Here is a 16,675-nt window from a genome sequence, read left to right on the forward strand (position 1 = left end):
CTCCAGTCGAATCAGAAGTTGACGGCCACATCCAGGCCGAAGGTGCGCGGGTCGTTGAAGATGCCGCTCTGGCCCAGCGCTGCGCTGTTGATCTTGTAGAACAGGTGCTGCTCATCCAGCAGGTTGCGCGCCCACAGCGAGAACGACATCGTGGTGCCGGTGCTGTTGACCGGCACATCCACCAGCGCCACCCGTGCGTTCACCACGAACGAGCTGTCGGTCAGCATCTGGTCGTACTCGCTGGTGTAGTAGCCATCGGACCAGTTGCCGTCCACATGGAACTTCAATGCCGAGAAGTTGGCGAACGGCACCAGGTAGTCGACCGACAGGCTGCCCGCGTTCTTCGGCGCCAGCAGCGGCTGGACCGTTACCTGCACCCCTGCACCGAACGGGTCCGTCGCGGTCTGCGCGTCGATCTTCGTATAGGCGTAGTTGAGGCCGAGGGTGAGGTTGTCCACCGGCATCACGTTGAACTCCAGTTCCGCGCCGCGCGACTTGCCATCGCTCAATGCATTGGTGGTGACCATGGTGGTGCGGGTCTCGCCACTGTTCGGGTCGAACGGCAGCGAGAAGTCCATCTGCTTGTGCGCGATGGTCGAATCGAACACGGCCAGGTTCAGGCGCGCGCGGTTGTCCCAGAACTGCGACTTGAAGCCGAGCTCGTAGGCCGTCACTTCTTCCGGCCCGAACGCGGTGTAGTTGGTCGAGCGCGAGTTGGCACCGCCGGCCTTGAAGCCGGTGCTGTACTTGGCATAGACCATCGCGTGCTCGCCAAGGTCGTAGGCGATGTTGACCATCGGGTCGAAGCGGCTCCAGCGGTCCTTGAACGCAAGGTTGGTCGCCGCACCATTGACGATGTACAGGCTGCCCTTCTTGTCATCGCGGGTATAGCGGCCACCGGCGGTCAGGTGCAGGCGCTGCAGCGCCTCCGGGGTCCACGTGGCCTGGCCGAACACACCCAGGCTGTCGGTCCAGGCCTTGCTGGCGCGGTCGATGCGCACCCGCGAAAGATCCAGTGGATTGGTCGCCGGATTCACCGTATAGCTGTTGCCACCTGGGCCCCACACCAGCATGTTCGGGGTCTGCGCATTGTCACCGGCGGTCTCGTGGTAGTAGAACGCGCCACCGAGGAACTGCACCTGCGAGGTGTTGCCGATCAACTGGAATTCCTGGCTGTACTGGTGCTGGTAGACCTGGGCCAGGCTGTAACGTCCGAAGGGCGTACCGGCGCCACCATAGGCCGAGATCGCGTCAACCAGGCCCATGTCGAACTGGCCCTGGGTGAGTTCACGGTATGAACTGATCGACTTCAATTCCAGGTTGTCGTTCAGCGTCCACGACAGGTTCAACAGATGGCCACTGGTGCGGCCGGTATTGTCTTCCTGCGCGCCGCCGAGGATGGCGCTGTCGCGGCGATCCTGGCTGGCGCCGGCCTTTTGCAGCGGGCTCAGGTAGGCACCCGGTACCAGCACCTGGGTGTGGTACGGCGTGGTGGCGTCGTAGGAACGATCGAACGCGTACAGCAGCGAGAAGTCATCACGGGGCTGCCACAGCGCGGTCAGGCGTGCGCCACGCTTGTCGTAACTGTTGAAATCGCGCTCGCCACGCATCGGATTGTCGGTGGTGCCGCCACGCCTGGCCTGCACTGCATCGATCTTGAAGCTGACATCGCCCACCTTGGGCAGGTCGAGGTGCAGCGCGCTGTTGTAGCCGCTGAAGTTGGACACACCGGCACTGACGCTGCCGCCGAATTCACCGGTCGGCTGCTTGGTCACGATGCTTACTGCGCCGCCTTCGGTGTTGCGGCCGAACAGCGTGCCCTGCGGCCCCTTCAGCACTTCGATGCGCTCCACGTCGTAGAGCATGCTGCCCAGGCCCTGCGCACGGCCCATGAACACACCATCGACATAGATGCCGACGCCGGCATCGCGGGCCGGTTGGTTGGCGTCACCGGAGGCACCGATGCCACGGATGCCGATGTTCAGCGCAGAACTGCGGGTAGCGAACGGCGTGACCCGCAGTGATGGGATGGAGCCATCGGACAAGCTGCCCAGCGAAATCGCGCTGCGGTCCTTCAGCGCTTCGGCATCGACCACCGATACCGAGATCGGGGTCTCCTGCAGGTTGGTGGCGCGTTTCTGGGCGGTCACCATCACCTGGTCGAGGGCAACCACGGCACGGGCCGCGTCGGCGGACGCCGTGGCCTCGGCGCTGGGACTGTCTTCGGCATGGGCCAGCACCGGCAGCGCGGCGGCGATGGCGAGGGTAAGCAACGGGCGGTGCAGCGGGAGGTGGCGCATCGGACTCATTCGCGGAAGGAGGAGGCCGGCGCAGTCTGGAAGGCGGCAATTACAAATGAATGACCGTTCATTCACATCTTTTATGACGTACTATCCCGCCCTTGGACGCTCCTACCTCTCGCAATGACGCCGAAAACCGCCGTAGCCGTATCCGCTGACGACCCTGCCGCCGCACACGCCGAGGCCCAGCGCCGGCGCATCCTCGATGCCGCCCAGAAGTGCTTCATCACCCGCGGTTTCCATGCCGGTTCCATTGCCGACATCGCCGCCGAAGCCGAGATCAGCCAAGGGCTGATGTACCGCTACTTCGCCAACAAGCGCGCCTTGATCCTGGCCCTGATCGAGCGCCAGCTGCGCCACGACCAGGCCTCGATCAGCGAGATGCCGGCAGCATCGGACCTGGTGGACGGCCTGCTGGAGTGCTACCAGCAATGGGCACGCGGCGAAGTGCTGCCGATCCACGGCAACGCCATCGCCAGCGTGGCCCTGTATGCGGAGATCAATGCCGAGGCGCATCGCGACCCGGTGCTGGCCGAGGTGCTGCGCACCCACGACAAGCAGACCAGTGCCGCGATCCATGCCTGGTTGCGCCAGCGCGATGCCGATCAGGGCCGGATCGTGGACGAGGAGCAGATTGCAGGCCGCACCCTGCTGCTGCGGTTGCTGGTGGAGGGCCTGGCGATGCGTGCGGTACGCGATCCGGACTTGCCGCCGGAGCGGGTGCGGGCGCTGCTGGCCGATGCCATCCGGCGGGTGATGGGGGATTGAGGGCCGCGTGCATCACCGCTCGTCAGAGCAAGAGCTGCAGTGAGAACAAGGCTGTGATCGTGGGATACAACCAACGACTTTCAAGGTAGCGATTAGGGCGGTGTATCTGACAATGCCGCGCCATGGCCCTAGGGATCATCGACCCGTCAGGCCTGATTGAAGGCCGATCCATTAAAGAATGCAGGCACCGGGCCGATAGCAGTCGCGACCCAATGCTTTAAGGATGACGCACAGTGTCTGCACACAGTTCCTATCCCTCAGGAATGAATTCGTCTACGCAGGAGGCACCCGCACTGTGGTCGCGTGCGGCAGCAGCATTGGATGTGATCAATGCACATAGGTGGGCATTCGCTGTCGCAGGCACATTTGCGATGGTGATCTTCTTCTGGCGCATCCGATATCTTCCCAGCCTTTCATTGACGGATATCGGCCTGGTCGCGTTCGCGATCGTGGTGTTCTCTTTCATCATGATGCTGGTTTTCGTCTTGGTCTTGCTAATTCCGGCCATTCTGTTGGTCGAGTGGCATAGGCTGGGACTGATCTTCGGTAAGAACAGTGTCGGCAAGGCCGATACCCGAGAACGGACGCTTACCATCTATAGCCTGGCTTGGCTGATCTTGGGAGCACTGATTGCAGAATGCCTCCTGTACGTTGCACTTATTTCTGAATTCGGCACTGCCCATGATTCCGTTTTTCCGATAATTATGGGCTTGGGGACCACAGCAGCGTTTGTTCCAATGATCTGGACCTCCACGCCAGATGTTGCTGCGCGCCGCATCAGCAATGCCGCCCCGTGGTGTGATTTCTGGTCGCTTCGGCTGGTCCTTCTCTCCGCCGGGCTCTACCTTTTCTCAATGCCACTCGTAGCGCTTGTGGTGCTCGGTACCCATGAAGCTGCGGCCTCGCTGGCGGACTGGCAGTTCGGTTTCATGCTGCTTGTGCTGCCAATCCTGCACTTCGCCTTCTTCAGCGTCTGGAGCTTGCCTACACGCCACAAACTGGTTGCCCTTGGCGCGATCATCATCTACGTACTGCTCTTCGCAGGTACGCTCTTCGAAGCGCTTGACCGTGCTGCGAGCACCTTCCAACTAGGCCTGTTGAAGCATCAAAGCGTGGTCGTTTCCAGCGAAGGTTGCCGCATTGCCAAGTCGTCGCGGATTGTGCGGGCCTGTCGCAAACTGGACGGCACAGGCGCAACCCTGTACGAGATTCGCGACGTACAGATCCTGAACCGGCTCGGTAGCCATGTCGTCATCGCCCATAACCAATGGAAGCCCACTCACCCAACCGGGTCAGTACCAATTCCAAGCGCGGACGTCAGGTCCTGGTTCCCGCTCGTCCCCGTGAAGGGCCTACCGCGTTCGCCCCGCTCAAGGGCACCGGCTGCCATGGTCGATGTTCCCGCACAAAGTTCTATCTCCACTCCCCCGATGACTCGCAAGTTCCTCCCTCGGCGCAAGGCGGTGACTTGCATTCCTCAAGAATCTGACAGCGGCAGCGCCGGCCATTTGTGATATGTGCTTGCGGTCACAGGATTGTGGCAGCACAACTTGGGCTCACATCGGCATCACCCCAATACGGACATAGATAACATCTGCTGACGTAGCGTCATGCCGACTGCCTTTAATGCTGCCCTCGCCTCCAGTCACGCCACGCGCCATGGACGAAGCCGACCGCCTGCTTGAAATCGACCGCCTGCATCTGCTCGACACGCCAGCCGAACCGGTGTTCGATGCAATCGTCGCCGCCGCGCGTGCCGCCACCGGCATGACCATGGCACTGATCTCGGTGGTCGCCGACGAGCGTCAGTGGTTCAAGGCCAACATCGGACTGGAAGGTGTCAGCGAGACCGCACGCGAGATTTCTTTCTGCACGCATGCGATCCAACAGGATGAGCTGTTCGAAGTTCCGGACGCGCGCCAGGATCCGCGATTCTCCACCAACCCGCTGGTGACCGGCGGCCCGCGCATCCGCCACTACGCCGGCATCTCGCTGGGCTCGGCGCACGGCGCTCGCATTGGAACGCTGTGCCTGCTCGACCCGATGCCGGGCGTTCTGTCTCCCTCGCAGCGCGAATTGATGGTGCATCTGGCCCGGGTCACCACCCAGGTGCTGGAGCAGCGCAGCACGCTGATGGCCCAGGTCGGCCAGGCCAAGGCCCTGCATCGTGAGCTGAAGCGCAGCGAGGACTTCCTGGAGCGCACGAACCGCGCGGCCCGGGTGGGTGGCTGGGAAATGGACCTGGTCAGCAACGAGGTCCGCTGGACCCGCGAAACCAAGCAGATCCACGGCGTGCGCAGCAACTTCGAACCGACGCTCGAAACTGCGCTCTCGTTCTATCGCGAGGACAGCCGAAACATCATCCGCACGGCGGTGCAGCGTTGCATCGATGAAGGCACGTCGTGGGAGGTGCAGCTGCCGATGACCACCGCCGACGGCCGTTCGATCTGGACCCGCGTGGTCGGTGGTCGGCAACAGGTTGATGGTCGCCCACGGCTGGTCGGCGCCATCCAGGACATCACCGAAGAGCGTGCCGCACTGGATGCGCTGGAAGCGAGCGAAACACGCTACCGGCGCCTGTTCCACTACAGCCTCGGCCTGATCTGCACGCATACGCTGGATGGCACGCTGACGTCGGTGAACCCGGCGGCCGTGCAGTCGCTGGGCTTCGACGAAAGCCAGATGATCGGGCGCAGCCTGTGTGACCTGATGCCGCCGGAGAAGCGCGCCGCCTTCAAGGCGTATCTGGAACGCATCGCGGTCAACCACACCGATGCCGGCGTCATCGAGCTGATCGCTGCCGATGGCACCCGCCACTACTGGGCTTATCACAACGTTCTCGACAGCGAGGCCAACCCACCCTACGTGCTCGGCCATGCGCAGGACGTCACCGCACTGCGGATGCAGGAACAGCAGCTGCGCGAGATGTCCTTCAAGGACCCGCTCACCCAGAGCTACAACCGCCGCTTCCTGCCTCGCCTGGACGAACTGGGCGAGCAGCCATGGGCCTGCCTGATGTTCGATCTCGATCATTTCAAACAGATCAACGACAGCCAGGGCCATGCGCGGGGTGACACGGTGCTGGTGGAGTTCGCCACCTTCCTGCGCTCTCCGCTGGGCACGGCGGAGAACGTGGTGCGGATGGGAGGCGACGAGTTCATGGTGGTGCTGACCGCCCCGGAACCCGGACGGCTGGCCGCGCTCGAGCAGTGGTATGCACAGCATGCCGGGCAGTCACCCACGCCCTTCTCGCTGGGCGCGACCCACCATGCACCCGGAGAGACGGTGGCCGACACCCTGCAGCGTGCCGACAGCCGGCTGTACCGCGAGCGGGCACGTGTGCGCAGGCATCCCCGGCCGGAGCCCTGATACCTCAGCCGGTATACATGTACCCCCAGCGTAGCGCTATTCTCGGCGGCGGCCACCAACGGCCCCCTGGGGAACGCACATGACCCGCAGCATCCGCCTCGTCCTGCTGCTGTTGCTGCTTCCTTCACTCGCATTGCCGGCGCCAGCCCCTGCACCGGTCGAAGCGAGGGTGCCCTTCGCGCCAGCGCCCTTCATCGGCAGCGACGGCCTGCGTCATCTGGCCTATGAACTGCACATCACCAATTTCTACGGCGATACCGGCGCGCTGCAGCCGCAGTCGCTGCAGGTGTTCGCCGACAACGCTGCAACATCGCTGCTGACGCTGGACGGCCCTGCTCTGCGCGGCTGGGTTCGGCCAATGCCGGCCGAGAATGTGTCCCTCAGCATTGCGCCCGGCAAGCGGCTGGTGGTTTTCCTGTGGCTGTCATTGCCCCCTGGCACCCCCGTTCCACACACCCTCCGCCACCGCATGCTGCTGGGCACCGAGCATCACGGCAACGTACTGCTGGATGGCGCCAGCGTGCAGGTCAATGCTGCGCCAGTGCTGGCCGTGGGGCCGCCGCTGCAGGGTGGCCACTGGCTCGCGCATGAAGGACCGGGCGCGGCGCAGTCGCACCACTGGGGCAGCCTGGTTGCGGTCAATGGTGAGCTGACCATTCCACAGCGCTTCGCCCTCGATCTGGTCGGCGTGGACGTACAAGGCCGCGCGTTGCGGCCCGGTACAAAGGATCTGCAGCACACCCGCCACTCGGACTGGGTGGGCTATGCGGCACCGGTGCTGGCCGTGGCTGATGGCATCGTCCGCGCCACCCGCGACGGACAGCCGGAGCATGCCCCACTGACCGCACAACCGGAGCCAACGTCACTGACCGCCGACGGCTTGTTCGGCAACTACGTGGTGCTGGAAATCGCGCCGGATGTCTTCGCCAGCTACGCCCACCTGCGCGCAGGCAGTGTCAAGGTCAGACCCGGGCAACGGATCCAGCGCGGACAGGTGCTGGCGCAGCTGGGGCAGTCGGGCAATTCCGCTGCGCCACACCTGCATTTCCAGCTTTCCAACAAGGCCACGTTCGAAGGGTCCGAAGGCATTCCCTATGTCTTCCAGTCCTTCGACGATTTCGGCCCTGAAAGCGAGGCACAACTGTTCGGCCAGGGTGACGTCTGGAAACCCGGCGTGGCCATGCCGCGCGAGAACCAGTTGCCGCTGAACGACATCGTCATTGCCTTCCCGCCGCGCTGACAGACCCACTCTGCTGTAGAGAGTGCTCCTGCCCATGCTCGGCTTGCTGCGCGCAGCGCAGGGTTCATCGTGGTCTGGCCGGAGAGCAGCCGAGCATGGCTCGGCTCTACAAGGTCGCGCAGCGGGTGCGGCCCTACTCCGCTGCCAGCGCCTGGATCGGGTCCAGCTGCGCGGCGCTGCGCGCCGGGAAGTAGCCGAAGCCCAGCCCGATCGCCGATGAGCACGCCAATGCAGCCAGTACCGGCCCGGGCGTGAACAGGAATGGCACGCCCAGCGACAACAGACTGGACAGCCCACCCACGCCGAACGCAAACAGTACGCCCAGCACACCACCGAACAGGCAGATCAGCACCGCCTCGATCAGGAACTGGCGCAGGATGTCACCCTGCCGCGCACCCACCGCCAAGCGCACGCCGATCTCGCGCACGCGCTCCTTCACCGACACCAGCATGATGTTCATCACCCCAACTCCACCCACCACCAGCGCCACCGCAGCAATGGCGGAGACCAGAGCCGCCATGGTCTGGCTGGACTTCATCACGGCCTTGCGGATCTGATCGGCGTTGTAGATGAAGAAGTCACGCCGCCCATGCAGCCGTTGCAGTTCGGCTGCCAGCGAGGCTTCGGCGGCGGTGGTCGGCACGTTGTCGCGCACCCGTACCGTGATGCTCTCCAGGCGCTGGCTGCCCAGCAGCCGTGAGGCGGCCGAGGTGTACGGCACGTAGACCGTCGGCGTCGCACCGCCGGCAAAGGCGCTTGCACCCACCACCCCGATCACCTCCACCGGCATGCCGCCCAACAGCACCGTACTGCCGATCGGGTTGCCGGTGAACAACGCCTTGGCCGCCTTCTGGTCGACCACGCCTACCGCACGATGCGCATCCACTTCGGCATCGGTGAAGAAGCGCCCAGCCTTCAGCCGCAGCCCGCGCACACGCGGCAGGTCCGCGCCCACGCCCTGCACCTGGGTGTTGGCACGGCGGCTGCCCTGCAGTGCTGCCACCGAGCCCGTCAGATTGGGGCTGACGCTGTCCACGTAGCTCAACGCGGCCAGATGGTCGGCATCGCCCACCACCAGTGTCTCGATCTCCGCCGAGCGCGGGTCGCCGAAATCGGCGCCGGGGAATATCTCCAGCGTGCTGGCGCCCAGTTCGTTGATCTGTGATTCCACCTGCGCCTGCGCGCCCTTGCCCAGCGCGACCACGGTCACCACGGCGGCCACGCCGATGATGATGCCGAGCATCGTCAACAAGGTCCGCAGTCGATGGGCCAGCATCGAACGCACCGCCATCCGCGCGGCCTCGCGCACCGCGTCCAGGCGTGCACGGCGCTCGGCGATCAGGGACGACCCGCGTTCGGCGATGGATGCAGCGGGCGCCACCACCGGCGCCCTCTCACCGCGATCGGAGACCACTCTTCCGTCGGCAATCTCGATCACCCGGCCGGCATGTGCGGCAATTGCAGCGTCATGGGTCACCAGGATCACCGTGTGGCCTTGCCCATGCAGGCGCTTCAGTTCGGCCATCACCTGCTGGCCGCTGGCGTGATCGAGCGCGCCGGTCGGCTCGTCGGCCAATACGATGGCGCCGCCGTTCATCAACGAACGGGCGATCGACACGCGCTGCTGCTGGCCGCCGGACAGCTGGCTCGGTCGGTTCGCGGTGCGTTCGCCCAGGCCCAGCGTTTCCAGCAGCCCGCGGGCACGCGCGGTGCGCGTCTCTGCATCCACGCCCGCATAGACCGCCGGCAATGCCACGTTCTCGGTGGCGCTCAGGTTCTCCATCAGGTTGTAGCGCTGGAAGATGAAGCCGAAGTGCTCGCGGCGCAGCCGGGCCAACGCATCCGGCGCCATCTGCTCGGTGGCCTCGCTGTTCACGCGATAGCTGCCTGCGGTCGGCCGGTCCAGGCAGCCGAGGATGTTCATCAGCGTTGATTTTCCCGAACCGGACGGGCCGATGATGGCGATGAACTCACCGGCGTCGATACGCAGCGAGACATCCTTCAGCACCACCACTTCACCGGCGGCCGAGCGATAGGCGCGCGATACGCCATGCAGCTCCAGCAGTGCGTCGGCCATGCTCACATCCCCAACAGGCTGGCAGCTTCCGGCTCAGCGCCGCTGGGCGCCTGGCCGACCACCACGTTCTCGCCTGCCTTCAGCCCGGACAGGATCTGCACCGCCGTAGCAGTGCGCAACCCCGTGCTGACCTCACGCTCGGTGACGCGGCCCTTGGCATCGACCACCTGCACCGTGCCGTGGTTGCTGTCCTTGTCTTCGGATTCGGTCAATGCGGTCAACGGTACCTGCAGTGCATTGGCAGCACGTGCCAGTTGCAGGGTGACCTTCACCGTCATCGATGGTTTCAGCTTCAGACCCGGATTGGCCACATCGAACAGGCCGGCGTAGTACACCGCCTTGGGCGTCTGCGCCGAGCCACCCGCACTGCCGGTGGCCACATCGGCAATCGTCGACGGCGCAGGTTCCAGCTGCTGCAGATGGGATTCGTAGCGGCGGCCACTCGGCCCCAGTGTCGAAAACCACAGCGGCTGGCCGGGCGCGACCAGTTCCACATCGGCCTCGGCGATCTCGGCGCGCACGGTCATCGTATCCATCTGCGCCAGCATCACGATGGTCGGCGTGGTCTGCATCGAGTTCAACGTCTGCCCGGCCTTGGTGACGATAGCGACGATGTAGCCGTCGCTGGGCGAAACGATGCGGGTATAACCAAGGTTGATCCGCGCGGTTTCGACCTGGGTCACGGCCTGGTCGATCTGCGCCTGCAGCGCGGCCATCTCTGAGCGCGCCGTATCACGTGCCACCCGCGCGGCTTCGAAACCTTCCTGTGACACCAGGCGCGACGCCACCAGCTGCGACTGCCGCTCGTAGACACGGCCGGCCTGCACGTAACGGGCCTGGCTGGCGGCATGCTGGGCACGTAGCGTATTGGCAGCCGCCTCGGCGCTACGCAAGGCGATGCGCTGCGGCTGCGAGTCGACCTCGGCAATCAGGTCGCCGGCCTGCACGCGCTGGCCCAGCACCACATGCAGGCGCTTGACCTGGCCGGACACCTGCGCACCCACCGCCACCAGCTCCTTGGGATGGACCCGGCCCACCGCCTGCACGGTCTTCTCCAGATCCGCCACCCTTGCCGGCGCGGTGATCAGCGCGGCATCATCGCTGTCTGCAAAGGCCCACCAGCCGGCGGCGCCCGCAATGAGAGCCACGGCTGCGGCGATGGTCCAGATCCTGCGGTTGTTCATCGAAACGCCCGGCTGCGGGCGGCCACCCAGTGCGACCGCTGAGGCCGCAGTCTGCAAGCCAGGGGTGGACGTTTCTTGGAGCCACTGTGGAGATTGCATGGAGATCCGGCAGCCGTTCAGGCACGCCGCCGGCGGCTGAACCAGTCGATCCGTGTCCACGCAATCTCGACACAATCTCGACCGAGTCTCCATCAATGGCGGCTAGCCTCGGCAACCTTGCCGACTGCCTGCCCACCGTGCTCCGTCCCCATCCAGACCTGCCGTCGATCGATGTGCGTCGTGCCTACCTGGCCTGGTGCGCGCCTTCGCCGTGGCTGCTCGCCCTGGTGCTGGCATCGACCACGGCCTGGACGCTGGCCAGTCCGCATGTGCTGGCGCCCCTGCTGGCAGGCTTCGGTGCTGCCGCCCTGCTGTGGTTCCGCAGCGATGGGCCAGGCCACGCGAGCCGCCTCGGATCGCCCGCTTCGCTGGCGCTGATCGGCCTGGCGGTCTCGTCGGAGACGAAGCCAACCGCCGCCGGTGCCACGCTGCCTCTTCTGCTCGCCCTCGCCACCCTGCTGGTCGCCACCCAGATGACGCTCCGCCTGCGCGCCATCATGCGCATGGCCACCCGCCTGCAGGCACGGGTGGATGCGGCGGACATGGCATCGCGCTGGGCCCGTTTGTCGGCAGCGCTATCCGCCCTTGCTGCACGGGATCTGCGCGAAGGGCGGCTGCTGGCGCCGTCGCTGCATCGCACGCTGGTGCTGGCCACGCTGGCCTGGGCCGCAAACGAGGAAGCACAGGCCATGGAACGCCGACGATGACCTCGCCACTGACGTCGCCCCGCCCTCACCTGCTCACTTTCCAAAGCCGCATCACGCAATGAAACCCGATACCCGCATGCGCCAGGCACCCCTGGTCCTGATTGCCGAAGACGAGGGCGAGATCGCCGACATCCTCGGTGCGTACCTGGCGCGTTCCGGCCTGCGCAGCGTCCGCGCGGTCGATGGCGAGGCGGCCCTGGCCAGCCATCGCCAGCTACGCCCGGATCTGGTGCTGCTGGATGTGCAGATGCCGAGGATGGATGGATGGCAGGTGCTGAGCGAACTGCGCAGGCGTGGCAATACGCCGGTGATCATGCTCACCGCACTCGACCAGGACGTGGACAAGCTGACCGGCCTGCGGGTCGGCGCCGACGACTATGTTGCCAAGCCATTCAATCCGGCCGAGATCGTCGCCCGTATCCAGGCGGTGCTGCGGCGGAGTGCCAGAGAACCCAGCGATGCGCCCGGCGGGGTGATCCGCCAGGGACCGTTCGAGATCGACCTGCGCAGCCATGAAGTGACCGTGCGCACAGATGAGCAACTGCACGCGCTGACCTTCACGCTCACCGAGTTCCGCCTGCTGGTACACATGGCGCGCGCACCACGCCAGGTGCACAGCCGGCTGGATCTTCTGCACAACTGCCTGCCCGAGGGCGATGCGCAGGAACGGACGGTGGACAGCCACGTCAGCAAGCTGCGCCGCAAGCTGGAGGACGTGGGCGTCATCGGCATTCCGGCCACCATCCGTGGCGTTGGCTACCGTTTCCTGGACTGAATGATGAACCCCAAAGGCAAGAGCATCGGCCGCCAGATCACGCTGTCCATCACGGTCGCCTCGCTGTGCTCGACGGTGCTGTCGATCAGCGGCTTCTACCTGTTCTACTACCTGATGGAAGTGTTCTACCCGCGTTGGTACGACGAGCCGGAAACGATCATGCCATCGGGGCTGGAGTGGCTGTGGATCGGCTTGACCGCCTCCGTTGTCGTCATCTTCGCCACGCTGGTCGCCTCGCGCCTGACCCGCCGCATCATTACCCCGTTGAACTCGGTGGCCGAAAGCCTGCGCCGGGTCGCCAGCGGTGATCTGGAGGCACGTGCACGCGGTGGCGATACCTCGATGACCGAAGCCGCCACGCTGGTCAGCGACTTCAACTCCATGGCAGAGCGGCTGAACCGGATGTCCGAGAACCGGGTGTTCTGGAACGCCGCGATCGCGCACGAACTGCGCACGCCGATGACCATCCTGCGCGGCCGCCTGCAGGGCATTGCCGAAGGGGTATTCGAGCCCGGGCCGGAGCAGTTCAACAGCATGCTCACCCAGCTGGAAGGCCTGACCCGGATCATCGAGGACCTGCGCGTGGTCAGCCTGGCAGAGAGTGGTCATCTGGATCTTCGCCTGCAGCGCAGCGATGTCAGCGTGCAGGTGGCCGCGGTAGTGGAAGCCATGTCCGAAGCGCTGACCGAAAGCGGCTTCTCGGTGACCTTGGATGCGCGCCCGTCACTGGCCGACTGCGATCCCGCACGCATCCGCCAGGCCGTGCTGGCACTGCTGGAGAACGCGCGGCGGCATGCCATTCCGTGTCCGCTGCGGGTGGCCGTCACCCTGGCCGAAGGCCATTGCACCGTAGCGGTGGAGGACGGCGGCCCCGGCGTGCCGGACGAGTTGCGCGACAGCATCTTCGAGGCCTTCCAGCGCACCGATGTCTCGCGTTCCCGGCAGAGCGGTGGCTCCGGGCTTGGCCTCGCGGTAGTACGTGCGATTGCCGTTGCCCATCACGGAACAGCGCAGTGCCGGGCCACCGAACGTGGTGGCAGTTCGTTCGAGATCCGCTGGCCAGTGCATGCGCGCCGTTGAGGGCGCAAGGTTGCGGCAGACGCTGCTCTGGTAGCGGCCCACCTTGGTGGGCATTCGCATCGCTGAACGGCGCCGATTTCTCCACGCAATCTCCATCGTCCCTCCATGCCCGCTCCAAAGGGCTGCAGATACTGGGCGTGACCAGGGAGGCGGCAGGTATCCAGCCCCCTGCCCTGTCTCCACCTTGCCCAGGCATCCCCATGAAACCCCCTCACGATCCGGCGGCCGCCGCCGGTAGCATCGGCCAGCAGAACGCGGCCGCCACCCTCAAGGCCATCCTGCGCACCTACCCGTGGCAGCTCACCGGCACGTTCTCGCTGGTGGCGCTGGAGAACGCGCTGCTGCTGGCGTATCCGCTGTTTGCCGGCTTCGCGGTGGACGCGATCATCCGCGGCGACATCGGCCACGCCATCTCCTACGCCGGCGTGGTGCTGTTGTTCTGGCTGGTCGGTGCCGCCCGCCGTGCGGTCGATACCCGCACCTTCACCCGCATCTATGCCGACCTGGCGGTGAACGTGGTGCAGGCGCAGCGCAGGCTGGGCCACGCCACCTCCACCTCGGCCGCACGCGTGGTGCTGGCTCGTGAGTTCGTCGACTTCTTCGAAAAGCACGTACCGATCATCGCTACCGCGCTGGTATCGATGTTCGGTGCGGCGGTGATGCTGCTGGTGATCGAACCACTGGTGGGCGCCGCGAGCCTGATCGCCCTGCTCGGAGCGGTGTTGCTGATGCCGTCGTTCGCACGCCGCAACGAGCAGCTGCATGGGCGCCTGAACAACCGGCTGGAACATGAAATCCGCCTGGTCGATCGGGTCAGTCCCTCGGTGCTGCGTCGCCATTACACCACGCTGTCGCGGCTGCGCATCCTGCTCTCGGACCGAGAAGCTGGGGCCTTCGTGGTAGTGGGCGCGGCGGCGGCGGTGTTGTTCGCGCTGACCATCGGCCGTCTCGCCACCACCGACGGGGTGACGCCGGGTCATGTGTACGCGGTGATGACCTACCTGTGGACGTTCGTCGGCAGTCTGGACGATGCACCGTCGATGGTGGATCAGCTGGCGCGCTTGAAGGACATCGGCCGCCGCGTCAGCCCTGGCATGGAAGATGCGGAGCGCAAGGACGCCGCTTGACCGGTAGCTGCCCACCTTGGTGGGCAACGATGTATAGCGGCGCCAACCAAGGTTGGCGACTACCGGCGCAACGGTGCCAACCAGGATTGGCGGTTACCTCGCTGAAGGACATCGGCCGGCGAGTCAGCCCTGGCATGGAGGATGCTGAGCGCAAGGACGCCGCTTGACCGGTAGCTGCCCACCTTGGTGGGCGCCGACACATCGCGGGGCCAATCAAGGTTGGCCACTACCACGACAACGGCGCCAACCTTGAATGGGGCTTACCCGGAGGCTGCCGTGCGCCCGCACATCGCCAACGCACCGATGATCAACGCCTCCATGCTGCGGTCGAACTCGGCCTGCTGTGCCTTCCTATCCAGTGGCCGCCGCGATGTATCGACCACCGCATTCCGCGAGTACACGGTGTCGGCCAACGCGACGGCGTGATACGCCACGGTCGACAGCAACCACGCTGCCTGCTCCAGCGACAGGCCATGTACACGACTGAACTCGGCATGGTGGCGCTGGATGCGAGCCAGCATCTCCGGCGTCTTCGCGCCGTGGCTGACCAGGAACGGCGCCAGGCCCGGATTCGCATCCACCAGCGCCCGCAATGAACACTGGAATGCGCGCAGGTCCGCTTCGATGGAAACATCGGCGTCGGCATCCAGCGCCGGCGCCTGCCAACGCTCGAAGATCGCCTCGGCCACCAGCTCGCGCAGTGCCGCCAGATTCGCCACATGCTTGTACAGCGCGATGTGGCTGACCCCCAGCGCCGCCGCCACGCCCACGAAGCTCAGCCCCGGCAGCGTCATGGCAATGCCGGCGTCGGCGATGCGCTCGCGGGTGATGGTGGGCGGTCGCCCACGGGCAGCGGTCTTTTTCGGTGCAGCCATGCGGTAACGGTTCCTGCGCGGTGCGCGGGCAAGGGCTGTCATGGTGGTCCGCAGCGACGCCGCGGTCAACGCGTCGCTGCGGTCCGTGGACAGGCCCCGGTTGCGGCACGATCAATTTAGTTTAATATGATGTAACTAATTCGCATTTGCAGTGTCCAGGATCGTTGTCGATGTCCGCGTCCCCCACTTCAATCACCCCGGCCGGGCCGCTGCGCGGCGCCGACCATGATCGCGGCCTGCAGGCGCTGCAGGTCCAGGTGGTCGCGGTTGCACAGCCGTGCGCCAGCCTGCTGCGCCTCGTGGTCCAGCTGCCGGAACATGCAGAACTCGCGCCCTGGCAGCGTGCCAACACCGCCGTGCGCATCCAGCTCGGCGCCACGTTCGGCGATGTGTCACGGATCTACACCGTGCGCAGCCTCGATCCCAACACCCGCCAGTTCACCCTGGACGTAGTGCTGCACGAGGCGCCGGGGCCGATTCTGGCCTGGGCGTGTGCGCTACGCCCCGGTGATGCCTTCGATCTGACCGGGCCGCGCCCGCATCTGCAGGTGCCGCAGCGCGAAGGCACCTGCGCCCTGCTGTTCGCCGATCAGAGCGCCATCCCGGCCCTGTTTGCCCTGCTGCAGCCGTGGCCCACCGGACTGCATGCGCAGGCCTGGATCGCCTCGGATGATGCTTTCCCGGTAGACGAACTGCCCGCCCTTGAAGGCGTTTGTGTGCACCGCCTCGCCACCGGTGACGCGCCGTTGCTGCAGCAGGCGCACCAACTGCGGCCGGAGCCCGGCAGCACGGTCTGGGCGGCCGGCGAGCGCGAGGAAATGCGTGCCCTGCGCCGCCACTTCATCGAAACGGTCGGCCTGGCACGCAGCGACGTTGCCGTGGCCGGCTACTGGAAACGTGGCGAGACCACCACCGAGACCGACCAGCGTCGCCGCCGCAACTACGAGCGCGTGCTGGCACGCGGCGGTGGCCTGCAGGACCTCGACGACCTCGCCGACGATATCTGATCCACCCCGCAGTATCCGCGCCCCGCGCTTCGTTCCACCCAGCCACAGATCGCCCACGCACCTCGCG

General features: G+C 65.6%; 13 protein-coding genes. 9 read left to right on the forward strand and 4 right to left on the reverse strand.

Annotated elements, in window-relative coordinates; all coding sequences use genetic code 11:
* Window positions 1-11: 11 nt before the first annotated feature.
* Window positions 12-2,300 carry a TonB-dependent receptor gene (locus AC3ITW_RS12055; protein WP_198283141.1) on the reverse strand — a complete coding sequence of 763 codons (2,289 nt, stop codon included), beginning with the start codon at window positions 2,298-2,300 and terminating at the stop codon, window positions 12-14.
* A 123-nt stretch (window positions 2,301-2,423) separates the two neighbouring features.
* Between AC3ITW_RS12055 and AC3ITW_RS12060 the strand changes: the two genes are divergently transcribed.
* The 4 genes from AC3ITW_RS12060 to AC3ITW_RS12075 all read left to right on the forward strand — a co-directional run bounded on the left by AC3ITW_RS12060 (window position 2,424) and on the right by AC3ITW_RS12075 (window position 7,677).
* A complete protein-coding gene (locus tag AC3ITW_RS12060) occupies window positions 2,424-3,068 on the forward strand; it encodes a TetR/AcrR family transcriptional regulator (protein ID WP_489389531.1) in 645 nt (214 codons plus the stop codon).
* A 371-nt stretch (window positions 3,069-3,439) separates the two neighbouring features.
* Complete coding sequence (locus AC3ITW_RS12065) at window positions 3,440-4,582, forward strand: hypothetical protein (protein ID WP_153675724.1); 1,143 nt, start codon at window positions 3,440-3,442, stop codon at window positions 4,580-4,582.
* Between the two features lie 145 nt (window positions 4,583-4,727).
* On the forward strand, window positions 4,728-6,437 hold the full coding sequence (locus tag AC3ITW_RS12070; RefSeq protein ID WP_489389532.1) for a sensor domain-containing diguanylate cyclase: 1,710 nt from the start codon (window positions 4,728-4,730) through the stop codon (window positions 6,435-6,437).
* A 79-nt stretch (window positions 6,438-6,516) separates the two neighbouring features.
* Window positions 6,517-7,677 carry a M23 family metallopeptidase gene (locus AC3ITW_RS12075; RefSeq protein WP_489389533.1) on the forward strand — a complete coding sequence of 387 codons (1,161 nt, stop codon included), beginning with the start codon at window positions 6,517-6,519 and terminating at the stop codon, window positions 7,675-7,677.
* Between the two features lie 133 nt (window positions 7,678-7,810).
* Here AC3ITW_RS12075 and AC3ITW_RS12080 read toward each other — a convergent pair whose 3' ends face one another.
* Together AC3ITW_RS12080 and AC3ITW_RS12085 are read right to left on the reverse strand one after the other, a co-directional pair.
* The gene (locus tag AC3ITW_RS12080) at window positions 7,811-9,754 is read right to left on the reverse strand and encodes an ABC transporter permease (RefSeq protein WP_489389534.1); all 1,944 of its coding nucleotides are present in this window, start codon (window positions 9,752-9,754) and stop codon (window positions 7,811-7,813) included.
* A gap of 2 nt (window positions 9,755-9,756) precedes the next feature.
* The gene (locus tag AC3ITW_RS12085) at window positions 9,757-10,938 is read right to left on the reverse strand and encodes an efflux RND transporter periplasmic adaptor subunit (RefSeq protein WP_489389535.1); all 1,182 of its coding nucleotides are present in this window, start codon (window positions 10,936-10,938) and stop codon (window positions 9,757-9,759) included.
* Window positions 10,939-11,132: 194 nt separating this feature from the next.
* On the opposite strand from AC3ITW_RS12085, the gene AC3ITW_RS12090 reads away from it, so the two are divergent.
* The 4 genes from AC3ITW_RS12090 to AC3ITW_RS12105 all read left to right on the forward strand — a co-directional run bounded on the left by AC3ITW_RS12090 (window position 11,133) and on the right by AC3ITW_RS12105 (window position 14,726).
* Window positions 11,133-11,744 (forward strand): hypothetical protein, encoded by a 612-nt coding sequence (locus AC3ITW_RS12090; protein WP_489389536.1) that lies wholly within the window; start codon window positions 11,133-11,135, stop codon window positions 11,742-11,744.
* Between the two features lie 58 nt (window positions 11,745-11,802).
* Window positions 11,803-12,519, forward strand: a complete 717-nt coding sequence (locus AC3ITW_RS12095) for a response regulator (RefSeq protein ID WP_012511167.1) — start codon at window positions 11,803-11,805, stop codon at window positions 12,517-12,519.
* A 3-nt stretch (window positions 12,520-12,522) separates the two neighbouring features.
* The gene (locus AC3ITW_RS12100; RefSeq protein ID WP_032970513.1) at window positions 12,523-13,599 is read left to right on the forward strand and encodes an ATP-binding protein; all 1,077 of its coding nucleotides are present in this window, start codon (window positions 12,523-12,525) and stop codon (window positions 13,597-13,599) included.
* 200 nt (window positions 13,600-13,799) lie between these two features.
* The gene (locus AC3ITW_RS12105; protein ID WP_448123024.1) at window positions 13,800-14,726 is read left to right on the forward strand and encodes an ABC transporter six-transmembrane domain-containing protein; all 927 of its coding nucleotides are present in this window, start codon (window positions 13,800-13,802) and stop codon (window positions 14,724-14,726) included.
* Window positions 14,727-14,986: 260 nt separating this feature from the next.
* On the opposite strand, the gene AC3ITW_RS12110 is transcribed toward AC3ITW_RS12105, so the two are convergent.
* A complete protein-coding gene (locus tag AC3ITW_RS12110) occupies window positions 14,987-15,601 on the reverse strand; it encodes a TetR/AcrR family transcriptional regulator (protein WP_448123025.1) in 615 nt (204 codons plus the stop codon).
* Between the two features lie 170 nt (window positions 15,602-15,771).
* Between AC3ITW_RS12110 and AC3ITW_RS12115 the strand changes: the two genes are divergently transcribed.
* On the forward strand, window positions 15,772-16,608 hold the full coding sequence (locus AC3ITW_RS12115; protein WP_489389537.1) for a siderophore-interacting protein: 837 nt from the start codon (window positions 15,772-15,774) through the stop codon (window positions 16,606-16,608).
* Window positions 16,609-16,675: the final 67 nt, after the last annotated feature.

Source organism: Stenotrophomonas sp. KH_052 (assembly GCF_057838755.1).